General features: G+C 42.9%; 20 protein-coding genes. 16 read left to right on the forward strand and 4 right to left on the reverse strand.

Annotated features, from left to right (window positions below; all coding sequences use genetic code 11):
- Positions 1 to 27: 27 nt before the first annotated feature.
- From fabG to ACTNB8_RS10485, 8 genes are all read left to right on the forward strand, one after another.
- Positions 28 to 777 carry a 3-oxoacyl-[acyl-carrier-protein] reductase gene (gene fabG, locus ACTNB8_RS10450; protein ID WP_296158189.1) on the forward strand — a complete coding sequence of 250 codons (750 nt, stop codon included), beginning with the start codon at positions 28 to 30 and terminating at the stop codon, positions 775 to 777.
- The gene (fabF, locus tag ACTNB8_RS10455; protein ID WP_441054448.1) at positions 774 to 2,015 is read left to right on the forward strand and encodes a beta-ketoacyl-ACP synthase II; all 1,242 of its coding nucleotides are present in this window, start codon (positions 774 to 776) and stop codon (positions 2,013 to 2,015) included. Before fabG ends, fabF begins: the two co-directional genes overlap by 4 nt.
- A 3-nt stretch (positions 2,016 to 2,018) precedes the next feature.
- Positions 2,019 to 2,477 carry an acetyl-CoA carboxylase biotin carboxyl carrier protein gene (gene accB / locus ACTNB8_RS10460; protein WP_441054450.1) on the forward strand — a complete coding sequence of 153 codons (459 nt, stop codon included), beginning with the start codon at positions 2,019 to 2,021 and terminating at the stop codon, positions 2,475 to 2,477.
- A gap of 71 nt (positions 2,478 to 2,548) precedes the next feature.
- The gene (gene fabZ, locus ACTNB8_RS10465; protein ID WP_296158192.1) at positions 2,549 to 2,977 is read left to right on the forward strand and encodes a 3-hydroxyacyl-ACP dehydratase FabZ; all 429 of its coding nucleotides are present in this window, start codon (positions 2,549 to 2,551) and stop codon (positions 2,975 to 2,977) included.
- A 10-nt stretch (positions 2,978 to 2,987) separates the two neighbouring features.
- On the forward strand, positions 2,988 to 4,337 hold the full coding sequence (locus tag ACTNB8_RS10470; RefSeq protein WP_441054452.1) for an acetyl-CoA carboxylase biotin carboxylase subunit: 1,350 nt from the start codon (positions 2,988 to 2,990) through the stop codon (positions 4,335 to 4,337).
- On the forward strand, positions 4,334 to 6,088 hold the full coding sequence (locus ACTNB8_RS10475; RefSeq protein ID WP_441054454.1) for an acetyl-CoA carboxylase carboxyltransferase subunit alpha: 1,755 nt from the start codon (positions 4,334 to 4,336) through the stop codon (positions 6,086 to 6,088). Before ACTNB8_RS10470 ends, ACTNB8_RS10475 begins: the two co-directional genes overlap by 4 nt.
- A 266-nt stretch (positions 6,089 to 6,354) precedes the next feature.
- Positions 6,355 to 8,229, forward strand: coding sequence for an ATP-dependent zinc metalloprotease FtsH (gene ftsH / locus ACTNB8_RS10480; protein WP_441054456.1), 1,875 nt, complete (start codon positions 6,355 to 6,357; stop codon positions 8,227 to 8,229).
- A complete protein-coding gene (locus ACTNB8_RS10485; protein WP_441054458.1) occupies positions 8,213 to 8,755 on the forward strand; it encodes an HdeD family acid-resistance protein in 543 nt (180 codons plus the stop codon). Before ftsH ends, ACTNB8_RS10485 begins: the two co-directional genes overlap by 17 nt.
- Positions 8,756 to 8,823: 68 nt before the next feature.
- Here the strand turns inward: ACTNB8_RS10485 and glgD are convergent, their stop codons facing one another.
- Positions 8,824 to 9,939, reverse strand: a complete 1,116-nt coding sequence (glgD, locus tag ACTNB8_RS10490) for a glucose-1-phosphate adenylyltransferase subunit GlgD (RefSeq protein WP_441054460.1) — start codon at positions 9,937 to 9,939, stop codon at positions 8,824 to 8,826.
- A gap of 1 nt (position 9,940) precedes the next feature.
- Positions 9,941 to 11,080 (reverse strand): glucose-1-phosphate adenylyltransferase, encoded by a 1,140-nt coding sequence (locus ACTNB8_RS10495; RefSeq protein WP_441054462.1) that lies wholly within the window; start codon positions 11,078 to 11,080, stop codon positions 9,941 to 9,943.
- A 632-nt stretch (positions 11,081 to 11,712) separates the two neighbouring features.
- Here ACTNB8_RS10495 and ACTNB8_RS10500 point away from each other — a divergent pair.
- From ACTNB8_RS10500 to ACTNB8_RS10510, 3 genes are read left to right on the forward strand one after another with little or no spacing between them, the layout of a single operon-like run.
- Complete coding sequence (locus tag ACTNB8_RS10500; RefSeq protein ID WP_441054464.1) at positions 11,713 to 13,104, forward strand: sugar transferase; 1,392 nt, start codon at positions 11,713 to 11,715, stop codon at positions 13,102 to 13,104.
- The gene (locus ACTNB8_RS10505) at positions 13,097 to 13,933 is read left to right on the forward strand and encodes a LicD family protein (RefSeq protein ID WP_441054466.1); all 837 of its coding nucleotides are present in this window, start codon (positions 13,097 to 13,099) and stop codon (positions 13,931 to 13,933) included. Before ACTNB8_RS10500 ends, ACTNB8_RS10505 begins: the two co-directional genes overlap by 8 nt.
- A 4-nt stretch (positions 13,934 to 13,937) precedes the next feature.
- Entirely contained in the window at positions 13,938 to 14,774 is an 837-nt protein-coding gene (locus tag ACTNB8_RS10510; RefSeq protein WP_441054468.1) for a glycosyltransferase, read from the forward strand.
- 54 nt (positions 14,775 to 14,828) lie between these two features.
- Here the strand turns inward: ACTNB8_RS10510 and ACTNB8_RS10515 are convergent, their stop codons facing one another.
- Both ACTNB8_RS10515 and ACTNB8_RS10520 read right to left on the reverse strand, forming a co-directional pair.
- Positions 14,829 to 15,566 carry an ABC transporter ATP-binding protein gene (locus ACTNB8_RS10515; RefSeq protein ID WP_441054470.1) on the reverse strand — a complete coding sequence of 246 codons (738 nt, stop codon included), beginning with the start codon at positions 15,564 to 15,566 and terminating at the stop codon, positions 14,829 to 14,831.
- A 1-nt stretch (position 15,567) separates the two neighbouring features.
- Complete coding sequence (locus ACTNB8_RS10520; RefSeq protein WP_441054472.1) at positions 15,568 to 16,353, reverse strand: ABC transporter permease; 786 nt, start codon at positions 16,351 to 16,353, stop codon at positions 15,568 to 15,570.
- Between the two features lie 261 nt (positions 16,354 to 16,614).
- Here ACTNB8_RS10520 and ACTNB8_RS10525 point away from each other — a divergent pair, with 261 nt between their 5' ends.
- The 5 genes from ACTNB8_RS10525 to ACTNB8_RS10545 all read left to right on the forward strand — a co-directional run bounded on the left by ACTNB8_RS10525 (position 16,615) and on the right by ACTNB8_RS10545 (position 21,424).
- Positions 16,615 to 17,784 carry an ABC transporter substrate-binding protein gene (locus tag ACTNB8_RS10525; RefSeq protein WP_441054474.1) on the forward strand — a complete coding sequence of 390 codons (1,170 nt, stop codon included), beginning with the start codon at positions 16,615 to 16,617 and terminating at the stop codon, positions 17,782 to 17,784.
- Between the two features lie 97 nt (positions 17,785 to 17,881).
- Positions 17,882 to 18,766, forward strand: a complete 885-nt coding sequence (locus ACTNB8_RS10530) for a branched-chain amino acid ABC transporter permease (RefSeq protein WP_441054476.1) — start codon at positions 17,882 to 17,884, stop codon at positions 18,764 to 18,766.
- 16 nt (positions 18,767 to 18,782) lie between these two features.
- Positions 18,783 to 19,868 carry a branched-chain amino acid ABC transporter permease gene (locus tag ACTNB8_RS10535; protein WP_441054478.1) on the forward strand — a complete coding sequence of 362 codons (1,086 nt, stop codon included), beginning with the start codon at positions 18,783 to 18,785 and terminating at the stop codon, positions 19,866 to 19,868.
- Positions 19,861 to 20,703: an ABC transporter ATP-binding protein gene (locus ACTNB8_RS10540; protein ID WP_441054480.1), complete on the forward strand. Its 843-nt coding sequence runs from the start codon at positions 19,861 to 19,863 to the stop codon at positions 20,701 to 20,703. The genes ACTNB8_RS10535 and ACTNB8_RS10540 overlap by 8 nt, the downstream gene beginning before the upstream one ends.
- Before the next feature lies 1 nt (position 20,704).
- Positions 20,705 to 21,424 (forward strand): ABC transporter ATP-binding protein, encoded by a 720-nt coding sequence (locus tag ACTNB8_RS10545; RefSeq protein WP_296158218.1) that lies wholly within the window; start codon positions 20,705 to 20,707, stop codon positions 21,422 to 21,424.
- The last annotated feature ends 737 nt before the right edge of the window (positions 21,425 to 22,161 follow it).

The following is a 22,161-nucleotide window of genomic DNA, read 5'->3' on the forward strand; positions in this document are numbered from 1 at the left end:
GAACAGACCCGCAAGGAGATAGATAAGGTGGCAGAACAGAATAAGAAAAAAACAGCGATCGTTACGGGTGCATCCAGAGGAATCGGAAGAGCCATTGCCCTGGAGCTGGCAGAAAGAGGCGTTACAGTTGTCATTAACTATAACGGCTCAGAAGAACGTGCACGTGAAGTGCAAAAGGAAATTGAAGAAAAAGGTGGTCAGGCTGCGGTTATGCAATGGAACGTTGCGGACTACAAAGCCTGTGAAGAAGCAGTAAAGACGATTTCAAAAGAATATGGAAGTATTGATATTCTGGTAAACAATGCCGGAATTACGAAAGACGGACTTCTTATGGGAATGTCAGAAGCTGATTTTGACAGTGTAATTGATGTAAATCTGAAGGGAACTTTCAATATGATGCGTTTTGTTTCCAGACAGATGCTCCGCCAGAGAAGTGGCCGAATCGTCAGCATGGCTTCTGTAGTGGGAATTGCAGGAAATGCAGGTCAGGCTAACTATGCAGCTTCCAAGGCAGGGGTAATTGGTCTGACAAAAACAGCAGCAAGGGAACTGGCTTCCAGAGGAATTACAGTAAATGCAGTTGCCCCGGGATTTATCGAGACAGAGATGACAGCTGTCCTGCCTGAGAATGTAAAAGAGACATCAGCAGCACAGATCCCTCTGGGATATTTCGGTAAGCCGGAAGATGTGGCAAAAGCCGTGGCATTCCTTACATCTGAGGATGCCAGATACATTACCGGACAGGTGATACAGGTTGACGGAGGAATGGTAATATGAGCAAAAGAAGAGTTGTTGTCACCGGACTTGGTGCAGTTACTCCCATTGGAAATAATGTAAAAGATTTCTGGGCAGGAATCCGTGAAGGAAAAGTCGGAATCGGGCCGATCACGAAATTTGATACTACAGATTACAAGGTAAAGATTGCCGCAGAAGTGAAGGATTTTAATGCAAAAGATCATATGGATCCAAGATCAGCAAGACGTATGGATCCGTTCTGTCAGTATGCAGTTACAGCAGCAAAAGAGGCACTGGAAGATGCAGGAATTGATATGGCGAAAGAAGATGCTTTCCGTGCCGGTGTTATTGTCGGATCAGGAATCGGCAGTCTTCCTCAGGTAGAGACCAATTATGAAAAAATCATCACAAAGGGACCTGGAAAAGTTAATCCGCTTATGGTGCCGATGATGATTTCCAACATGGCTGCGGGAAATATTTCTATTCAGTTTGGGCTGAGAGGTAAATGTACAGATGTTGTGACAGCCTGCGCGTCCGGTACACACAGTATTGGAGATGCATTTCGGGCTATTCAGTATGGTGATGCTGAGATTATGGTTGCCGGCGGCACAGAAAGCTGTATCTGCCCGACAGGAGTAGCCGGTTTTACAGCGCTTACGGCTCTTACAAAAACAGAAGATCCGATGAAAGCATCGATTCCTTTTGACAAAGACAGAAGTGGTTTTGTCCTGGGCGAGGGCGCTGGTATTGTAGTTCTGGAAGAACTGGAACATGCGAAGGCAAGAGGAGCCAAAATCTACGCAGAGCTGGTTGGTTATGGTGCCACAGCGGATGCTTTTCATATTACATCTCCTGCAGAGGATGGAGCCGGCGCTGCAAGAGCCATGGAACTTGCCATGGAAGAAGCAGGAGCGCAGCCCGAAGAGGTAGAGTATATCAACGCTCATGGAACAAGTACACATCACAATGATCTTTTTGAGACCAGAGCGATCCATAAGGCGTTCGGAGATGCTGCGAAGAATCTGGTTGTAAACTCCACGAAATCCATGATTGGACATCTTCTGGGAGCAGCGGGTGGTGTTGAATTTGTAACTTGCGTAAAATCCCTTGAAGATGGTTTTATCCACCAGACAGTTGGAACTACAGAGCCGGATGAAGAATGTGACCTGAATTATGCGATCGGTGCTCCTGTGGAAAAAGAAATCCGTTATGCAATGAGCAATTCTCTTGGCTTTGGCGGTCATAATGCAACACTTCTTGTTAAGAAATACGAGGGTTAAAACATGGAATTTGAAAATCTTCTTACTTTAATAAAAGCGGTATCAGATTCTGAACTGACAGAATTTAAATATGAAGAAAACGGAGCAAATTTTTACTTCAAAAAAGAAAAAGAGACAGTAGTTGTGTCAGGCGCTTCTTCTGATGTGCCGGCTGAACACTTTGCAGCAGTGCAGGTAAAAACAGAAAATCCGACACAGAACAATTCGGACAATGTATCAGAACCGGAGGGAAATCTGATCAAATCGCCATTGGTAGGTACTTTTTATGCGGCACCTTCAGAAGACGCAGAAGCTTTTGTATCTGTGGGAGATGCTGTAAAAAAAGGCCAGACGCTGGCTATTGTGGAAGCTATGAAACTTATGAATGAGATTGAGAGCGATTTTGACGGAAAAGTGGCTGAGATATATGTAGAGAACGGTCAGGCTGTAGAATATGGCCAGCCATTGTTCCGGATTGTGTAAAGATTTGGAGTTACTGTGAACAGTAACATTTTGGGATAATTCAGGGTAACGAAACAGGAGTACAGATAATTATGAACAGATTGGGCGTAAAAGAAATTGAACAGATACTTCCGCACAGACATCCGTTTCTGCTGGTAGATTATATTGAGGATTTTGAACCGGGTAAATATGCAGTCGGATATAAATGTGTAACTTTCCGTGAGGACTTCTTCCAGGGACATTTTCCACAGGAACCGGTTATGCCGGGTGTACTGATGGTGGAGGCACTTGCACAGACAGGTGCAGTAGCAATCTTAAGTCTGGAAGAAAATAAAGGAAAGATCGCATATTTCGGCGGGATCAAAAACTGCCGTTTTCGTGGAAAAGTTGTTCCGGGAGACAAACTTCGTCTGGAAACAACCATCATTAAATGTAAGGGACCGGTCGGAGTAGGACATGCAGTGGCAACTGTTGACGGCAAAGTTGTAGTTGATGCTGAACTGACTTTTATGATTGGATAGGTGACACGCTATGGTAAAAAAAGTGCTGATTGCAAATCGTGGGGAGATTGCAGTGCGGATTATCCGTGCATGCAGGGAAATGGGAATTGAGACAGTAGCTGTTTATTCGGAAGCGGATAAAGAGGCTCTTCATACACAGCTGGCAGATGAGGCAGTCTGTATCGGACCGGCACCATCTTCCCAGAGTTATCTCAGCATGGAAAATATCATCAGTGCAACGATCGTCACAGGGGCAGATGCCATTCATCCTGGCTTTGGCTTCCTTTCTGAAAACAGTCGTTTTGCGCAGCTCTGTGAGCAGTGCCATATTACTTTTATCGGTCCGTCATCTGATGTGATCGCCCGTCTCGGAAATAAACAGGCGGCCAAAAATACCATGGATGAAGCGGGAGTACCGATCATTCCAGGGGGCAAAAATCCTGTCTATACAGTGGAAGAGGGGCAGAAAGAGGCAGAGAGCATTGGCTATCCGGTCATCATCAAAGCTGCGCTTGGCGGTGGCGGTAAAGGTATGCGTGTTGCAGATACACCGGAGGATTTCAAAGAAAGTTTTTGTACAGCACAGAAAGAGACAGAGATGGCATTCGGTGATTCTACCATGTATGTGGAACATTTTGTGCGACATCCGAAACATATAGAATTCCAGATCCTGGCTGATAAATTCGGGAATGTAATACATCTGGGTGAACGTGACTGTTCTATTCAGCGTAATCATCAGAAAATGATCGAGGAATCTCCATGTGAGGTAATATCTGAAGAGCTGAGAGCCAGAATGGGTGAAGCAGCTGTCTGTGCAGCAAAAGCTGCAGGATATGAAAATGCCGGAACCATTGAATTCCTTCTGGATAAAGAGGGCAGATTCTATTTTATGGAGATGAATACCCGAATTCAGGTGGAACACCCGGTGACAGAATGGGTGACAGGTGTTGATCTTGTAAAAGAGCAGATCAGGATTGCATCCGGACTGCCTTTAAGCTATAAACAGGAAGATATCCATCTGACAGGTCATGCAATTGAATGCAGGGTTAATGCAGAAAATCCCTCAAAGGGTTTTCGTCCGTCTCCGGGCACCATTACGGATATGTATTTCCCGGGTGGTAAGGGAATACGTATTGATTCGGCGGTATACAGTGGATATACGGTGCAGCCTTATTATGATTCGATGATCGCCAAGGTTATTGTATGGGCAAAGAATCGAAATGAGGCGATCCGCAAGATGCAGAGCGCATTGGGCGAAGTGATCATTGAGGGAATCGACACCAATGTAGATTATCAGTATGATATTCTGGAAAATCCAGATTTTCAGGCTGGAAATACAGACGTGGAATTTATTGAGCGGATGGAAGGTGGCCGATCATGAAGTTAGAAAACATGTTCAAAAAAACAAGAATCGTTTCCAGAATACAAAGTCATGGAACGGTACATGCACAGCGGCCGGAAGTTCCGGAAGGGCTGCTGCGTAAGTGTAATAAATGTGGGGCTGCCATCATTGCGGAAGAAGTGAAGAGGGATAATTATATCTGCCCGAAATGCGGCGGTTATTTCAGAGTTCATGCTTACCGGAGAATCCAGATGGTTGCAGATGAGGGGACTTTTGAAGAGTGGGATCATGACCTGACAGGCGGAAATCCGATGAATTACAGAGGATACGAAGAAAAAGTCCAGGTGCTTCAGGAGAGAACTGGCCTGAAAGAAGCAGTTGTGACCGGAAAATGTGAAATAAATGGATCAGAAACAGCACTTGCCGTCTGTGATGGAAGGTTCCTTATGTCCAGTATGGGCTGGGCAGTAGGAGAAAAGATCACAAGAGCAGTAGAACGTGCAACAGAGGAACGTCTTCCGGTGATTATTTTTGCATGTTCAGGCGGTGCCAGAATGCAGGAGGGGATCACTTCTCTTATGCAGATGGCAAAAACCTCTGCAGCTCTGAAACGTCACAGTGATGCGGGTCTTCTTTATGTATCTGTGCTGACAGAGCCTACCACCGGTGGAGTTACTGCAAGTTTTGCCATGCTTGGTGATATTATCCTGGCTGAGCCGGGGGCACTGATTGGTTTTGCAGGTCCCCGTGTTATTGAGCAGACTATACGGCAGAAACTTCCGAAGGGATTCCAGAGAGCGGAGTTCCTTGTGGAGCATGGATTTGTAGATGATATTGTCCGGAGGGGAAATCTGAAAAAAACTCTTTCAGATATTCTGACTCTTCATAATTATAATAAGATTTCATCAGGGGATCAGAATTCTGCTGATGTGGAAGATGAACAGAATAACGGAAATCAGAAAGGCAGATCAAGTCATCCGGAAAGTTACCATATCGGAAACAATCCATATCTTTCCGCCTGGGAACGCGTGCAGCTGTCCCGTAAAATGGACAGGCCATCAGGAAAAGATTACATAGATGCACTTTTTGATGATTTTATGGAGCTTCATGGTGACAGAAACTATGGTGATGACAGAGCCATCATTGGTGGACTTGCTTCTTTTCATGGGATTCCTGTAACTGTGATCGCGCAGCAGAAAGGCAATAATACAAAAGAAAATATTTATCATAATTTCGGAATGCCTATGCCGGAAGGATATCGCAAAGCGCTCCGGCTGATGAAACAGGCAGAAAAATTCCACCGGCCAGTGATCTGTTTTGTAGATACTCCAGGAGCATTCTGTGGAGTGGAAGCAGAAGAGAGAGGCCAGGGAGAGGCAATTGCCAGAAACCTTATGGAACTCTCCGGACTGAAAACACCGGTGCTTTCTGTTGTTACCGGTGAAGGCGGCAGTGGCGGAGCACTGGCGCTGGCAGCGGGAGATCAGGTATGGATGCTGGAAAATTCTGTATATTCCATTCTTTCGCCGGAAGGTTTTGCAAGTATACTCTGGAAAGACAGCAGTAAGGCAGATGAAGCAGCAGAAGTCATGAAGCTTACTGCGACAGATCTTTATCAGAAAGGAATCGTTGAAGAGATGATTCCGGAACCTGTGGAATTTAACGCTGACAGCCTGTGGCAGGTTACAGGGATACTTGATAATAAAATAGAAACATTTCTTGATGAATATAATAAATTATCAGAGGAAGAACTTCTGAACCGGAGATATGACAGGTTCAGGAAGTTTTAAAGACAAAACAGCTCCAGGATAAATCCCGGGGCTGTTTTACATATATTTAACTACTATTCCTGTCTGAAATTCAAAGAGCTTTCTCTGGATATGGTTGAGCAGGTTCTGAAGTCATACCGTGGATAATTGTGAACAACAGTGGAAAAATATGGGACAGAATTTTGAAAGTGTGGAAAAACTCCACACTTTTTCTTTTCTGGGTATACTAAATGGGTAGCGGTTGGAGATATAATGTACATTAAATAAAAAGATGGAGGAAGACTGGAATGAAAGAAGTAAAATCACCAAAGAAGCCGCTGATTTTTTATTATGGAATTGTGCTTCTGATACTGATCGTATTTAATGTAGTCCTGACACCGATGCTTTCCATGAAGCAGGTAAAAGAAGTGGATTATGGAACCTTCATGAGCAGTATTGAAGATAAAAAAATCAGTGATGTTCAGGTCGAAGACAATCAGATCCTTTTTACAGAAAAGGATAATAAAAATACTGTATATAAAACAGGAATCATGGACGATCCCACACTGACGGAACGCCTTTTTAAATCAGGTGCTACCTTTGCAAAAGAGATTGACACGCAGATGTCTCCGGTTGCAAGTTTTCTGCTGACAGGAGTTCTTCCGCTGATAATCTTTATTGCACTTGGACAGTACATGGGAAGAAAAATGATGGAACAGGCCGGAGGCAAAAACTCCATGGCTTTTGGCATGGGAAAGAGTAATGCCAAAGTTTATGTACAGTCTACGGAAGGTATTCATTTCAGTGATGTTGCCGGTGAAGAAGAGGCAAAGGAAAACCTTCAGGAGATCGTAGATTATCTTCATAATCCTGAAAAATATACAAAAGTCGGTGCATCCATGCCGAAAGGTGTCCTGCTTGTGGGCCCTCCAGGAACAGGTAAAACCATGCTGGCTAAAGCGGTTGCAGGTGAATCCAATGTACCGTTTTTCTCCATGTCAGGTTCTGAATTTGTGGAGATGTTCGTAGGTATGGGCGCTTCAAAGGTTCGTGATCTTTTTAAGCAGGCGAAGGAAAAAGCACCGTGTATCGTATTTATTGATGAAATTGATGCGATTGGTAAGAAGCGTGACGGTCAGATGGCAGGTGGAAATGATGAACGTGAACAGACTCTGAACCAGCTCCTTACAGAGATGGATGGTTTTGAGGGAAATAACGGAGTTATTATTCTGGCTGCCACAAACAGACCGGAATCACTTGACCCGGCACTGACCCGTCCAGGCCGTTTTGACAGACGTGTTCCTGTAGAACTTCCAGATCTGGAAGGCCGTGAAGCAATTCTGAAAGTTCATGCAAGGAAGGTTCGGCTTTCAGATGATGTTGATTTCCATACGATAGCAAGAATGGCAGCCGGAGCTTCCGGTGCAGAACTTGCGAATATTGTAAATGAAGCTGCACTTCGAGCAGTTCGTGACAACCGGGAAGTAGTAACAGAAGCTGACCTGGAAGAGAGTATCGAAGTAGTTATTGCCGGATATCAGAAAAAGAGTGCAGTACTTTCTGATCAGGAGAAAAAAGTAGTGGCATATCATGAGATAGGACATGCTCTTGTGGCTGCACTGCAGACAAATTCCGCATCTGTTCAGAAGATCACTATCATTCCGAGGACTTCCGGTGCACTTGGTTATACCATGCAGGTTGAGCAGGGAGACAAATATCTTCTGACTAAAAAAGAACTGGAAAATAAAATTGCAACATTTACAGGAGGCCGTGCTGCTGAAGAAGTTGTTTTTGGTGAAGTGACAACAGGAGCTTCCAATGATATTGAGCAGGCAACAAAGATCGCCCGTTCCATGATCACACGTTATGGAATGAGTGATGACTTCGATATGGTTGCAATGGAAACTGTAACAAATCAGTATCTGGGTGGTGACGCTTCCCTGGCATGCTCTGCAGATACGCAGAAAGAAATTGACCGTCAGGTAGTAGAACTTGTAAGGTCAGAGCATGAAAAAGCCAAAAAGATCCTTACAGATAACCGCCAGAAACTTGATGAACTGGCTATGTATCTTTATGAGAAAGAAACCATTACAGGAGATGAGTTTATGAGTATCCTGAATGGAAAAAACACAGCAGAAATATCTGAAGAAAAGGAGGCAGATCAGAATGAACAGAAGAACTGATATCGGATGGCCGGAACTTATCCTCGGAACGGTGTTGATCATTCTTGGTGTGATCATGTTGAAACAGCCTTCAGGATTCCTTATGTGGCTTGTTGTAGTATGTGGTATTATTGCAATCTGCACAGGAATTGCAGATATTATTCTTTATGTGCGTATGGAACGTTTTACAGGATTTGGACCGGTAATCTCTCTGGTAACAGGAATTCTTGGAGTTATGGCCGGATTTATGCTTCTGGTCCATCCGGGTGCCGGTACATGGGCGATCGCGATGGTACTTCCGATCTGGATCATTGCCCATTGTATTTCCAGACTTTCTCATCTGAACTATGTACGTTTCAGACTGGGAACCACTTATTATTATCTGACGATGATCGTGAATATCCTCGGACTGATCGCAGGTATACTCCTTGTATTCAGACCGGCTATCACAATATTCTCTATCGGATTCCTTGTAGGACTGTATCTGATACTGGAAGGTATCGACTGCATCATTGCTGCTTTTGGCGGAAAAAATTACTACAGATGATAGCAGACTTTAAACAAAACAAACCCCGACTGAAATTCAGCCGGGGTGTATTTATGCGATAAAAAGGATTAAAGGGTATCATCTCTGCGAATATATCCAGGATGATCTTCAGATGCGATAATTTCATTTTCGTGAAGAATACGAACCCATTTATCAACGACCTGATTTTCGATATGAGCATTCTTTCCTATTACAGTATGGGAAAGAATGACACTGTTTTTAACAACTGCGCCTGGTTTGATCTGGCAACCACGTCCGATTACGCAGTTCTCAACAGTACCTTCGATAAGGCAGCCATTGGAAATAACAGAATTCTTGACATTTGCTCCCTCAAAGTACTGAGTCGGGCAGGAGTCGTCTGTTCTGGTATAGATCGGCCAGTCTGAATTAAACAGACTGTCTGCAGTTTTGATATCGATCAGAGAGATGTTTGCATCATAGTAGCCCTTGAAGTCTGTAAGAGATGCAAAATAACCTCTGTGTGCAATGCCACGGATATCCAGGTCTTTGGCACTTGCATTAACAATCTGTGGAAGTTTATACATGGAAGAAATTTTTCTTGCTTTGTGGATAAGTTCAATGAGAAGTTCTTTCTTCATAATATATGTATCCATGAAAATATTGCGTTTCTGAGCGCTTCCACGGTTCAGTTCGATAGATTCAACACCCTTCTGCTTATTCAGATTCAGAATATCACAGTTCAGGAATTTTTCTCTTGCATTATCTACAGAATGATAAAGAAGAGTGATATCTGCACCAGATTCGATATGAGCATCGATAAGAGTGCTGTAGTTGGCAGCGTATACCATATAGGCAGGAGCAATGATTACATAAGGCTCTCTCATACGCTCAATGAATTCGAGGTTTTCTGCGTAGCTTGCAATATCTGTATTATAGACAGTATTTTCAGCGTTGTTTTCGGAGAAAAGGAGCTGAAGTTTGCCGCTTTTGGAGTTGATATTGTAATGACGTCCGGTTCCAAGATGTTCTGCAAGGGAACGTGGTTTATGACGTACATATACCTGAATACGGTCTATGCCGCTGTTACTCATATTGGAAATAGGAAAGTCGATGGCACGATATCTTCCAAGGAATGAAAAAGCACCGATCGAACGGTAGTCCTGTAATCCCTCTACCTTTATATGAGTTCCGGAAGATGCAATGATTCCAAATGCTCTTGCCATATTATTCTACCCCCTTTACACGTTTGGAAACCAGTTCGATGTGTTCACTGTCAGCCTCACCTACTATGGCTTCTCTGCCGATCTTTACATTGTCGGCAACCAGTGCTCTCTGCACTACGGCACCGGCTTCTACTTCAACACCCGGCATCAGAACACTGTCAATGATCTTTGCGCCTTCACCTACGTGAACACCGGTGAAAAGCACAGAACCTTTGACTTCACCTTCAATGACACAGCCCTGTGTGATAAATGCTCTGTCAATCTGAGCATTAGGACCTATGTACTGAGGCAGTGTCGGGCTGTCTTCTGTGTAGATTTTCCAGGTAGGATCATTCAGATCCAGTTCATTGTGGCTGTTGAGAAGATCCATGTTTGCCTCCCAGAGAGAATCGATGGTTCCGACATCTTTCCAGTAGCCTTTGAATTTGTATGCAGCCAGAGTTTTGTTGTCGTTCAGAAGACCTGGAATGATATCTTTACCGAAGTCATGATGAGACTCAGGATTTTTCATATCAGCCAGAAGGATTTTGCGAAGGAGTTTCCAGTTGAAGATATAGATACCCATAGAAGCAAGGTTGCTCTTCGGGTGTTCCGGTTTTTCTTCAAATTCAAGGATACGTCCGGTTTCGTCTGCATTCATGATACCGAAACGACTTGCTTCTTTCATAGGAACTTCGATAACAGCGATAGTAGCGTCTGCGTTCATTTCCTTATGGTAGGTAAGCATCTTGTCATAATTCATTTTATAAATATGGTCACCGGAAAGGATAAGAACATATTCCGGAGAATACTTATCTATAAAGTCAATGTTCTGAGAAATTGCATCAGCAGTTCCTCTGTATACATCAAGATCTGCATCGGCTTTTTCACGGGGAGGAAGGACAAATACGCCACTTTCTCTTGCATCGAGACCCCAACGACCACCGTTGGCCACATAACTGTTCAGAAGAACAGATTCGTACTGGGTTAATACACCAACAATATCCACACCGCTGTTAGCACAGTTGCTTAACGGAAAATCAACGATACGATATTTTCCGCCGTAGGAAACTGCCGGCTTGGCAACTTTGTTGGTGAGTTCATGAAGACGGCTTCCACGTCCGCCAGCCAGGATCATCGCTAACATGTTGTTTTGTTTCATAGTGAACCCTCACTTTCCTTTTATAATGCTTTGTGAGTCTATTATACATTTTTTACAAATACATTTCCATATTTTTGAGCAAAAAACTGTGAAAAACTTTAAAAAAAATTACCTTTTTTGTTAAGAGTGTATCAAATAAAAGTAAATATATGAGTAAAAAAGTGAAAAAGTAACAAAATAAGACAAAAATACACCAAATATATTAATTTCACAAATATTATACGATTATTATATCGCTAAAACGTCACTGTCGAATCTGGTATCAGCATTGGACTCTGTACTTTTTGTTCTTCGTAGTAACATCATTTGTAACTGTTCACAGGTAATATCCCGCGAGGTGTTTTGCCATGAATATGGTAAAATCCCGAGACATACGGGGCAAAATCCCATCACCGAAGGTGATTTGGAATGGATTTTGACCAAGTTGCTGTGAACGGAGTGAACAGTAACCATCATTTACCTATGACTTATGAGAAAGAAAACTCAATGACTGGACGTAACCGGAGATTTACGTTATAATAACAAGGTTAAAAGAATATTGGACTTTCTGCAATTCTGTTTATACTATCAGAAGTAACAGAAGTTTTTACAGATAAGAAGCGTATATAAAATATACAGATAAGAGGGATTGTGTGAGAAAACGAGAGGATTTTAAACGATTTATAGTTTTTTGCCTGGCAAGTCTCGTAGTAGTTGCCCAGACAGCAGTTTTTGCATATATCTGGTATGACTTTTACAGAGGGCTGATATTTGAGCCGTTCTGGAGAAAAGGTAACTGGGTACTGATTGCAATCTATGCATTGATCAATGTTATGTTTTCCAGATTATATGGTGGTCTGAAGGTTGGTTACCTGAAACGAATTGATGTGTTTTATTCAATGGTGATCGCAACCATATGTACAAATGTGATCACGTATTTCCAGATCACACTGATCAACAGGTGGTTCCTGGATCCGTGGCCGATGGTTGAGATGACGTTTGTGCAGTTTGCCATTATCCTGATCTGGATATGGGGTTCGAGATATATTTATTCCAGCCTGTATCAGGCAAGGAAACTTCTGGTTATCTACGGAGATCGTGATCCGGGGGACCTGATCCACAAGATGAACTCCAGAAGAGATAAATATGATATCAGCGGCAAGGTAAATGTAGAAGTCGGTGAAAAAGAAATATTCAAACTTATGAAAGAATATGACGGCGTGATCATCTGGGATCTTCCGTCAAATGTCCGAAACCGTTACCTGAAACATTGTTTTGCACATTCGATCCGCTGCTACTTAAGCCCGAAGATCTCCGATGTCATCCTTATGGGAAGTGAGAGAATACATCTTTTTGATACCCCGCTTCTTGTGGCTAAGAATATGGGACTGCCGCTGGATCAGAGAGTCATGAAACGTATCCTTGATATTGTGGTTTCAGGAATTGGTATTGTTGTTGCATCACCAATCATGCTGATTGTTGCATTTTGTGTAAAACTGTATGACAGGGGACCTGTATTTTATTTCCAGGAGAGACTTACTGTTGGCGGAAAGCCGTTCAAAATCTGTAAATTCCGCAGTATGTGTGTGGATTCCGAAAAACATGGAGCCAGACTTGCATCAAAACATGACAGCAGGATCACTCCGGTAGGCAAAGTCCTTCGTAATCTTCATCTGGATGAACTTCCACAGCTGTTCAATGTATTTAAGGGAGATATGTCTCTTGTTGGACCGAGACCGGAGCGCCAGGAGATTATGCGTGAATATTGTAAGGAGATTCCGGAATTTTATTACAGACTGAAAGTAAAGGCGGGCCTGACCGGATATGCGCAGGTTTATGGCAAATATAATACCACGCCATATGACAAGCTGAAACTTGATCTGTTCTATGTTGAGAACTATTCGTTTTTCCTTGACCTTAAACTTCTTCTGATGACTGTGAAGATCTTTTTCCAGAAAGAAGTATCAGAAGGTGTGGAAGATGACCAGACAAATGCACTGAAAGATTCTGTAGAAGATTTTTCAGGGGAGGATAAGCATGAGTGAAAATACAGAAACAAGAGATGATCTGCGTAATCTGCAGCTGGTAGAGCTTGATATTCTGAAAGAATTTTTACGGATCTGTCAGAAACATCACCTCCGATATTATGCATTGGGCGGAACTCTTCTGGGAGCAGTACGCCATAAGGGATTCATTCCCTGGGATGATGACATTGATGTAGGAATGCCGAGACCGGATTTTCGTCGTTTCGAGGAAATTGTGAAAGAAGAACTGCCGGAATACCTTCATTACCGGAACTTCCGTAATACAGAAGGCTACAATCATTATGTACCACGTATTACAGACAGCAGGGTGAAAGTGATCGATGAATCGGCAGCAGTTGAGACAGAGAAAGAAGCATGGATCGATATTTTTCCACTCGATGGAATGCCGGGTAATAAATACCTTCGTAAGTTCCACTGCTTCCGCCTTCTGGTTGCAAGAGCCAGAGTAAACTATTCTCTGTTTTCCACAAATATTGACCTGAAAAGAACGAACCGTCCATTACATGAAAAGGTGCTGATCGCTGCCGGAAAGATTCTTCCGGTGGAAAAGATTTTCAGAACTTCTCACGAAATGAAGCGTCTGGACAGGCTGATGCAGAAATATTCCTACGATGGTTCACCATATCTTGTGAATTTTATGGGAATTCATAAACTGAAAGAAATGTTCCATAAGAAACATTACGGGAAGGGAGCTGATTATCCGTTTGAAGATATTGAGCTTCGCGGCCCGGCTGATTATGATTTTGTCCTGCGTCAGATGTACGGAGAATACTGGAACCCACCGGATGCCCAGGAAATGAACCATCATCATACGAGAATTAAGAGGTGATTCTATGGAAAACCATACAGAAGAGACTTATTCAGTTCTGATGTCAGTATATAAAAAAGAAAATCCACTGTATTTCAGACAGAGTATACAGAGTATGCTGGATCAGACACTTCCGTTTTCGGATTTTGTGCTGGTGTGTGACGGACCTCTGACTCCCGGATTGGAGGAAGTGGTTCAGTGGGCGCAGGAACAGATGGAATCCAGACTTCAGATCCTTCGTTTTAAGGAAAACAGGGGACTGGGATATGCATTGAGGGAAGGTGTCGGCAGATGCAGGTGCGAAGTGATCGCACGCATGGACAGTGATGACATCAGCAGACTGGAACGGTGTGAGAGACAGTACCAGATGATCAGACAGAGCGGTTATGCAATTGTCAGCGGTGCGCTTCAGGAATTTTCCAGTACACCGGGGGACATGGATCGGATCAGAGAACTTCCCCGTACTTCCGAAGAAATTATCCAGTATGCGAAAAAACGCAATCCATTTAACCATCCCTGCGTGATGTTTCGGAAGGCAGCTGTACTGAATGCCGGAAATTATCAGGATTTTCCGGGATTTGAGGATTACTATCTCTGGGTACGTATGCTGCAGAAAGGTTATCAGGGTTACAATGTACAGGAAGTGGTTCTGGATATGCGTACAGGAAACGGTATGTACGACAGAAGGGGCGGCAGAAACTATCTCATTTGGGCTGTGCGTTTTCAGAAGTGTCTTCTTAACAGACATTTTATCAGCAGAAACAGATTTATCAGGAATTGTGCAGTTCGCCTGGCAGTGGGAATTATCCCGGGTGGTGCCAGAGAGAAGTTTTATCACATTTTCCTGCGAAATGCGAAATAAATATTGTGTAAATAAAAAGGGTATGTCCAAAACGGGCATACCCTTTGATCATTATCAGTTTTTTTCCATAAAATCAACGTACTCATCAAGAACTGAATTCGGTTCACCGATCCGGACAATCTGTCCGTCGTGCATCCACATAACTGTATCACAGAGTTCTCTCAGAGTATCAATGCTGTGTGATACGATAACTACAGTACGATCTTTGTTGGAAATAAGGCTCTTCATTTTGTTGAAACTTTTTTTTCGGAATTTCTGGTCACCAACACTGAGTACCTCATCGATCAGCATGATGTCTGTTTCGAGGATGGCCGTGATGGAAAAGGCCAGCTTGGAATACATACCACTTGAATATGTTCTTACGGGCATATCAATAAACTGTCCGATCTCGGCAAATTCAATGATCTCTTCTTCTTTTTCATGAACCTGTTCTTCTGTAAATCCAAGAAGCATACCGGAGAGAATAATGTTTTCTCGTCCTGTCATTTCTTTCTGGAAACCGACTCCGATAGAAAGAAGGGAGATATTGTGCCCATTCAGATCTATTGTTCCTGTATCCGGAGAAAAGATTCCGGCAAGTGCATTAAGTGTGGTAGATTTACCGCTTCCGTTTTTTCCGATGATTCCGAGAATTTCACCCTCTCGAACATAGAATGAAATTCCTTTTACTGCTACAAAACGCTCATTATGGCGATGACGGAAATGCAGCAGATTTTTTTTGATTGAAGTTTTTTTCAGGTTCTGATAACTGATGACCAGATCTGTGACTTCAATTGCATGTTTTTCTTCCATATTATATCACCTTTACATAACTGTTTTCGTTTTTGTAGATTTTGCGGATGCCCAGTACACAGATTACAAGTCCGATCAGAAACCATGCAAGCAGCAGTTTCAGATTGGGAGTCTGACCGTATATTACGCAGTCACGCATTGAAGTTATCAGAAATGCAATAGGGTTGCCCTTTCCGATGTATGCATTATAAGGTGCAGGAAGACGATCCATGATGTTCCAGAATACACCTGTCAGATAAAACAGGAAACGCAGTGCAATGTTGAGAACATTGGAAAGGTCTTCTACATAGACACCATAATGAAGGAAAAAGCATCCGAAACCGAAGACAATTACAAATAATGTGATCAGAATCGGAATACAGAATAATACATTCCATGTCAGTGGTACTCTGCATACGATTACCATTGCCACAACGATCATCAGGGAAACAAACATTTTGAATCCGTTAACTTCCATTCGGATGATCAGAAGAATAAACTTCGGTATGTATACTTTCGTAACAATGGGCTTGTTGTTCTTAATAACACGAACACTCTGGATCAGAGTCTTATTAAAAAAGTCCCACAGGGTGATACCTACAAAGATAAAAATAGCAAAGTAGTCTATTTTGGATTTGAAGACATACCCGAACATGAATACATAAATAAGCATGAAACAAAGAGGATCAAGCACCCACCACAGCCAGTTCAGATAGGAATTGGCTATCTCAGATTTAAGCAGGGCCCTGGAAGAATATAAGGAATATTTCCAGTACTTCTTCAAGTCATACCTGAATCGTTTAAACATAAAATCCGCTCCTATTTGTATTTTCTTATTAAATTATAAAACCCCTGAAAACAGGGTCTGAACCTTTTTTATCATACACTAAGGAATACATCTTGACAAGTGGAATCTTTTTCTTGAGAATGGATTGTTTTTATGAAAAAACACAAAAAGTTCATGAATTTACTTGATTAAAGCGAAAGTGCATGGTATAATTCATAACATGTTCGAGACACAAGAACAAGTGTCTTTAGTATGAAAACAAAACGAGGAGGGAATTAAACAATGAAGAAAAAATTATTGTCTGTTTTAGTAGCTGCCATGATGGTTGCAGCAACAGCAGTACCGGCGCTTGCAGCAGATACTGTAAAGATCGGTGTATACGAACCGGCATCAGGAGACAACGGTGCAGGTGGAAAACAGGAAACACTTGGCGTTCAGTATGCAAACCACGTAACACCTACTGTAGAGATCGATGGAAAAGAATACGAAGTAGAGCTTGATATTGTAGATAATGAATCTTCTAATGATAAAGGACCATCTGCAGCAGCACAGCTGGTAAGTGATAAAGTTTCTATCGCACTTGGTTCTTATGGTTCAGGTGTATCTATCGCAGCATCTGATATCTTTAAAGAAGGCGGAATCCCGGCACTGGGAATCAGCTGTACAAACCCGCAGATCACACAGGGAAATACACATTATTTCCGTATCTGTTTCCTTGACCCGTTCCAGGGAACTGTACTTGCAAACTTTGCAAAAGACAATTTCAAAGCAAAGAAAGCATATGTACTTACCAAACTTGGTGACGATTATTCCGCAGGACTTGGACATTACTTCTCCAAGGCATTTGAAGAACTTGGCGGAGAGTGTGTAGAAGAAACATTCCCTGATGGAAACAGTGATTTTGCTTCCTATATTACATCTGCAAAGAACTCCGGAGCAGACGTTGTATTTGCACCTACTTCAACAGAAGCAGCAGCGCTGATCATTGAGCAGGCAGCTTCTCAGGGTCTGGAAACTCCTATCCTTGCAAGCGATACATGGGATTCCAACGTTATCCTTAAAGCAGCCAAAGGCAAAAATCTTCAGATTTATGTAACTACTTTCTATCAGGAAGGTGGAAACGAAGAATTCGATAAAGGAATCAAAGATTACATCAATTCTGATTCCACAGCAAAATCCAACAACGGTGGCGATGATACTATCGCAGCTATGTCCGCAATGGGATATGATGCATATTATGTAGCTCTTGAAGCACTGAAAGCAGCAGGCTCCACAGATCCGGCGAAAGTAAATGAGGCACTGTGGGATGTACAGTATGACGGTGTATGCGGTCACATTGAATTCGATGAAAATGGTGATGCAAAGAGAGATACAGCATTCATCAAATCTCTGAATTCTGATAAAGGTTCCTGGGATCTTGTCGGAGAACAGGGAATCGACGGCAAAAAATAAGAATTGTACTTATGAGGGATATTGAGGCGGGCGTTGCTCCCGCCTCGTTCCACGTTAAATGACTTTATGAAATAAAACGATCTTAAGGAGGATTACCATGGAATGGTTTAATACCAATCTGCCATATCTTCTTGCCGGAATTTCCGTTGGCGGCCAGTACGCACTGATCGCTATCGGTTATACCATGGTATATGGCATTTTACGACTGATAAACTTCGCACATGGAGATATTTTTATGGTTGCAGGTCTGATTATGGTTTATGCATCTGCGTCCATGCCTATGTATGTTTCAATTCCGCTGGTACTCGTTGCTACAGTACTTCTGGGATTCCTGGTTGAACGTGTGGCTTATAAACCGCTTCGTTCAGCACCGAGAATGTCTGTTATGATCTCAGCAATCGGTGTTTCCTATCTGCTTCAGAACCTGGCACTTTATGTTACAGGTGGTCTGGCACAGCAGTACCCGTCTATTCCGTGGATCAGTGATACAATTACAGTACTGGGCGCAAGTACAAAGAGAGTAACAGTGATCACACCTTTCCTTACTATTATTCTGGTAATAGTTCTGGTAGCACTGATCAAATACACCAAAATCGGTATGGCAATGCGTGCTGCTTCCAAGGATTTTGAAACATCTCAGCTTATGGGTATCAAGATCAACTCAGTTATCAGTATGACATTTATTATTGGTTCTTTCCTTGCAGCAGTAGGAAGTCTTCTGTTCTTTACAAATTATACAGGTGTTACACCGACCGTAGGTGCAATGCCGGGACTTAAAGCGTTCGTAGCTGCTGTATTTGGGGGAATCGGTTCTATTCCCGGGGCAGTGATCGGTGCGTTTATTATCGGTATCTGCGAAAATATCATCAAGGGAATGGGCTGGACCACATTCTCAGATGCTTTTACATTTGCACTTTTAATTATTGTTCTGATTGCGAAACCTACCGGTCTTTTCGGTGAAAAAGCAACAGACAAAGTATGACAGAGGAGGCGTTATCATGACAAAGAAAAAAACGGCAATCATAAACGTTTCCCTGATTGTGGCGTTACTGGTTGTTTTGTATATTATGGAACATATACTTCCGTCCACTGCAATGATCTTCACTGTACTTAAAAAAGGTGCGATCTATGCACTGGTTGCAGTTTCCATGAACCTTCTGAACGGATTTACAGGGCTGTTCTCACTTGGACAGGCAGGATTTATGCTCCTTGGTGCCTATACATATGGTATTCTGACTATTCCTGTAGATCAGAGAGAGTTTGTTTATCAGTATTTTGACGGCGGCATCGTACAGTTTGCTGTTCCTATGTGGGTTGCGCTGATCGCAGCTGGTGTGGTTGCAGCAGTTTTTGCTTATCTGATCGGACTTCCTGTACTTCGTCTGAAAAGTGATTATCTTGCAATTGCAACACTTGGTTTTGCGGAAATCATCCGTGCCGTGTTCCAGTGGGACAAGATTGGTCCTCTTACAAACGGATCCAACCTTCTGAGAAGTTATCCTACCTTTAAGAGCGTTATTTTTCCGTTCGTGGTGTCCGGGATCTGTATTGCACTTATCGTTATGCTGATCAATTCTACCTATGGACGTGCATTCAAGGCAATCCGTGATGATGAGATCGCAGCAGAGGCTATGGGTATCAACCTTGCTCATCATAAAAGAATGGCATTTACCATCAGTTCTTTCTTTGCAGGAATTTCCGGTGCGCTGCTTGCCATGTATCAGACAACAATCCAGGCATCCATGTTCAAATCAGCAATGACTTATGAAATCCTTCTGATCGTAGTTATCGGTGGTATTGGATCTGTAACAGGAAGCTGCATCAGTTCTTTCCTGTTTATCATCTTTTCTGAGTGGATCTTACGATTCCTGGATAATGACACTTATATAGGAAGTTTTCATGTGCCGCTCCTTCGTTCCGGTTTCCGTAAAGTTGTTTTTTCCTTTATTATCATGATCATTGTGCTGTTTTTCCGACAGGGCATCATGGGTACAAAGGAATTCTCAGTACAGGGAATCATTAATTTCTTTACCGGAAAATCCAGAAAAAAGAAAGCAGTGAAAGGAGGAGACTCCAATGAGTGAAAATGTACTGAAAGTTGAAAATGCGACCATGCAGTTTGGCGGAGTTATTGCCGTTGACAATATGAATATCGAAGTCAACAAAGGTGAGATTGTTTCTCTGATCGGACCGAATGGCGCCGGTAAGACAACAGCGTTCAACGTTATTACAGGTGTGTATGCACCAACTAACGGAGCTGTATATTTTAATGGAAAGAAAATAATTGAAAATCATCCTCATGGAAAAATGAAAAAACTCTATCAGGGTGAAAATGACGGAAAATATACTTCCGTGATCGCACCTACTCCGGATAAGATCACGAAACTTGGTATTGCAAGAACTTTCCAGAATATTCGTCTGTTCAAAAGCCAGACTGTATTTGAAAATATTCTCATTGCAAAACATTTAAGAAGAACAAGTAATCTTTTTACAGCTGCTTTTCACCTGAATGGCAAAGAAGAAGCTCAGATGTGTGCAGAAGCAGAAGAACTGCTTCATATCCTGGAACTGGATGATGTCCGTGATGAACTTGCGACATCTCTTCCTTATGGTAAACAGCGAAGACTGGAGATTGCCAGAGCGCTGGCTACGAAGCCGGAGCTCCTTCTTCTGGATGAACCTGCGGCCGGTATGAATCCTCAGGAAACGGATGAGCTGACTGCTTTTATTGCAAAGATCCGTGATGACTTCGGACTTACAATTTTTATGATCGAACATCACATGGATCTGGTAATGGAGATTTCCGACAGAATTTATGTGCTTGATTTCGGTAAGCCGATCGCAGCAGGAACTCCGGAAGAAATTCAGAATAATCCGAGAGTAATCGAAGCATATCTTGGAGGTGCCATAGATGAGTAATATATTGGAAATAAAAGATCTGAATGTATCTTATGGCGGAATTAAAGCTGTCAAAAACATCAGCTTTGAAGTTCCGAAGGGAGAGGTTGTCACTCTGATCGGTGCCAACGGTGCAGGAAAAAGCTCCACACTTCGTTCTATTGTAGGTCTTGTGAAACCTGCTTCAGGAAGTATTCTTCTTAATGGAGAGGAAATTGCAGGAAAGACACCTGAGCAGATTGTTTCAAAGGGTATCACTCTTGTTCCTGAGGGTCGTCGTGTGTTTGCCGATCTGACTGTTCTTGAAAACCTCAAGATCGGAGCTTATATGCGTAAAGATAATCTGGATGATGACCTGAACTGGTGTTATGATCTGTTCCCCAGACTGAAGGAACGTCACTGGCAGCTGGCAGGTACTCTTTCCGGTGGTGAGCAGCAGATGCTTGCGATCGCAAGAGCCCTGATGAGCAGACCGGAGATCATCATGATGGATGAGCCGTCTCTGGGACTTGCACCTATTATTGTTAAGGGTGTGTTTGATATTATCCGTGAGATCAACAAGCAGGGCAAAACCATCCTTCTTGTTGAGCAGAATGCAAATATGGCTCTTCGCGCTGCTGATCATGGATATGTTATGGAAACTGGAAGGATTACACTGTCCGGTACGGGTGCGGAGCTGGCTGAGGATGAATCCGTGAAGGCGGCTTATCTCGGAAAAGCCAAGACAAAAGGTGTAAGATAGGATAAAGGATTCCCGGTGATGGCCGGGAGGTAAAGATCGAACTCTGGTGAAGGTGAGTATTGATTTTTGTGTATTATCATCTGGTTCTGACTCAGTTCAGAACTTCTAAGGTACCAAGACATACAGAACTTTGCTAAAGGCGATACAGAAAACGTCAAACTCACCGCTTCGCGGTTCAGACAATCCGTTTTCTGCATCAACGCAAAAACCTGTCTGTCAGGAACCTTGACGAAGTTCTTCAGGCGAGTCCGCACCAGATGATAATCACAAAAATCCTCCCCTTCACTCAGAGTTCTTCTTTTGTCCCGGCATGCACCGTACTTTATCTGTAGGTGGCGGCGAAGCCGCGGAGCCGCGGAGCGCAGCGAGTGAACAGACCGCCGGCGGCCTGGCACAGTGGAATGTGTGAAGAGAATAATTTGTGACGGGATATATGAAAACTGTAAGCATATGATGCTGGTATATTCCGATGTACAGCCTGAAATGGATACGAATAACAGAGTTGCGGGGATGCTGCTGAAAATTTCGTCGGTGAGATTTGTGCTAGCTGATGCCACTGAGCCGCTGTTTGAGCCGTAAGGCGAGTTGCAGGCGAATGGCATCAAATAAGCGCACGAATCGAACCAGAAATTGATGCGGTATCCCTGCAACCTGTTATTCTGTATTCACTATCAGGCGTCACATATCAGGTAATCTGTTATTCTGTATTCACTATCAGGCGTCATAAAATAGCATAC

Origin of the sequence: Blautia sp. HCP28S3_G10 (genome assembly GCF_052065235.1) — a bacterium.
Taxonomy (GTDB): domain Bacteria; phylum Bacillota; class Clostridia; order Lachnospirales; family Lachnospiraceae; genus Blautia_A.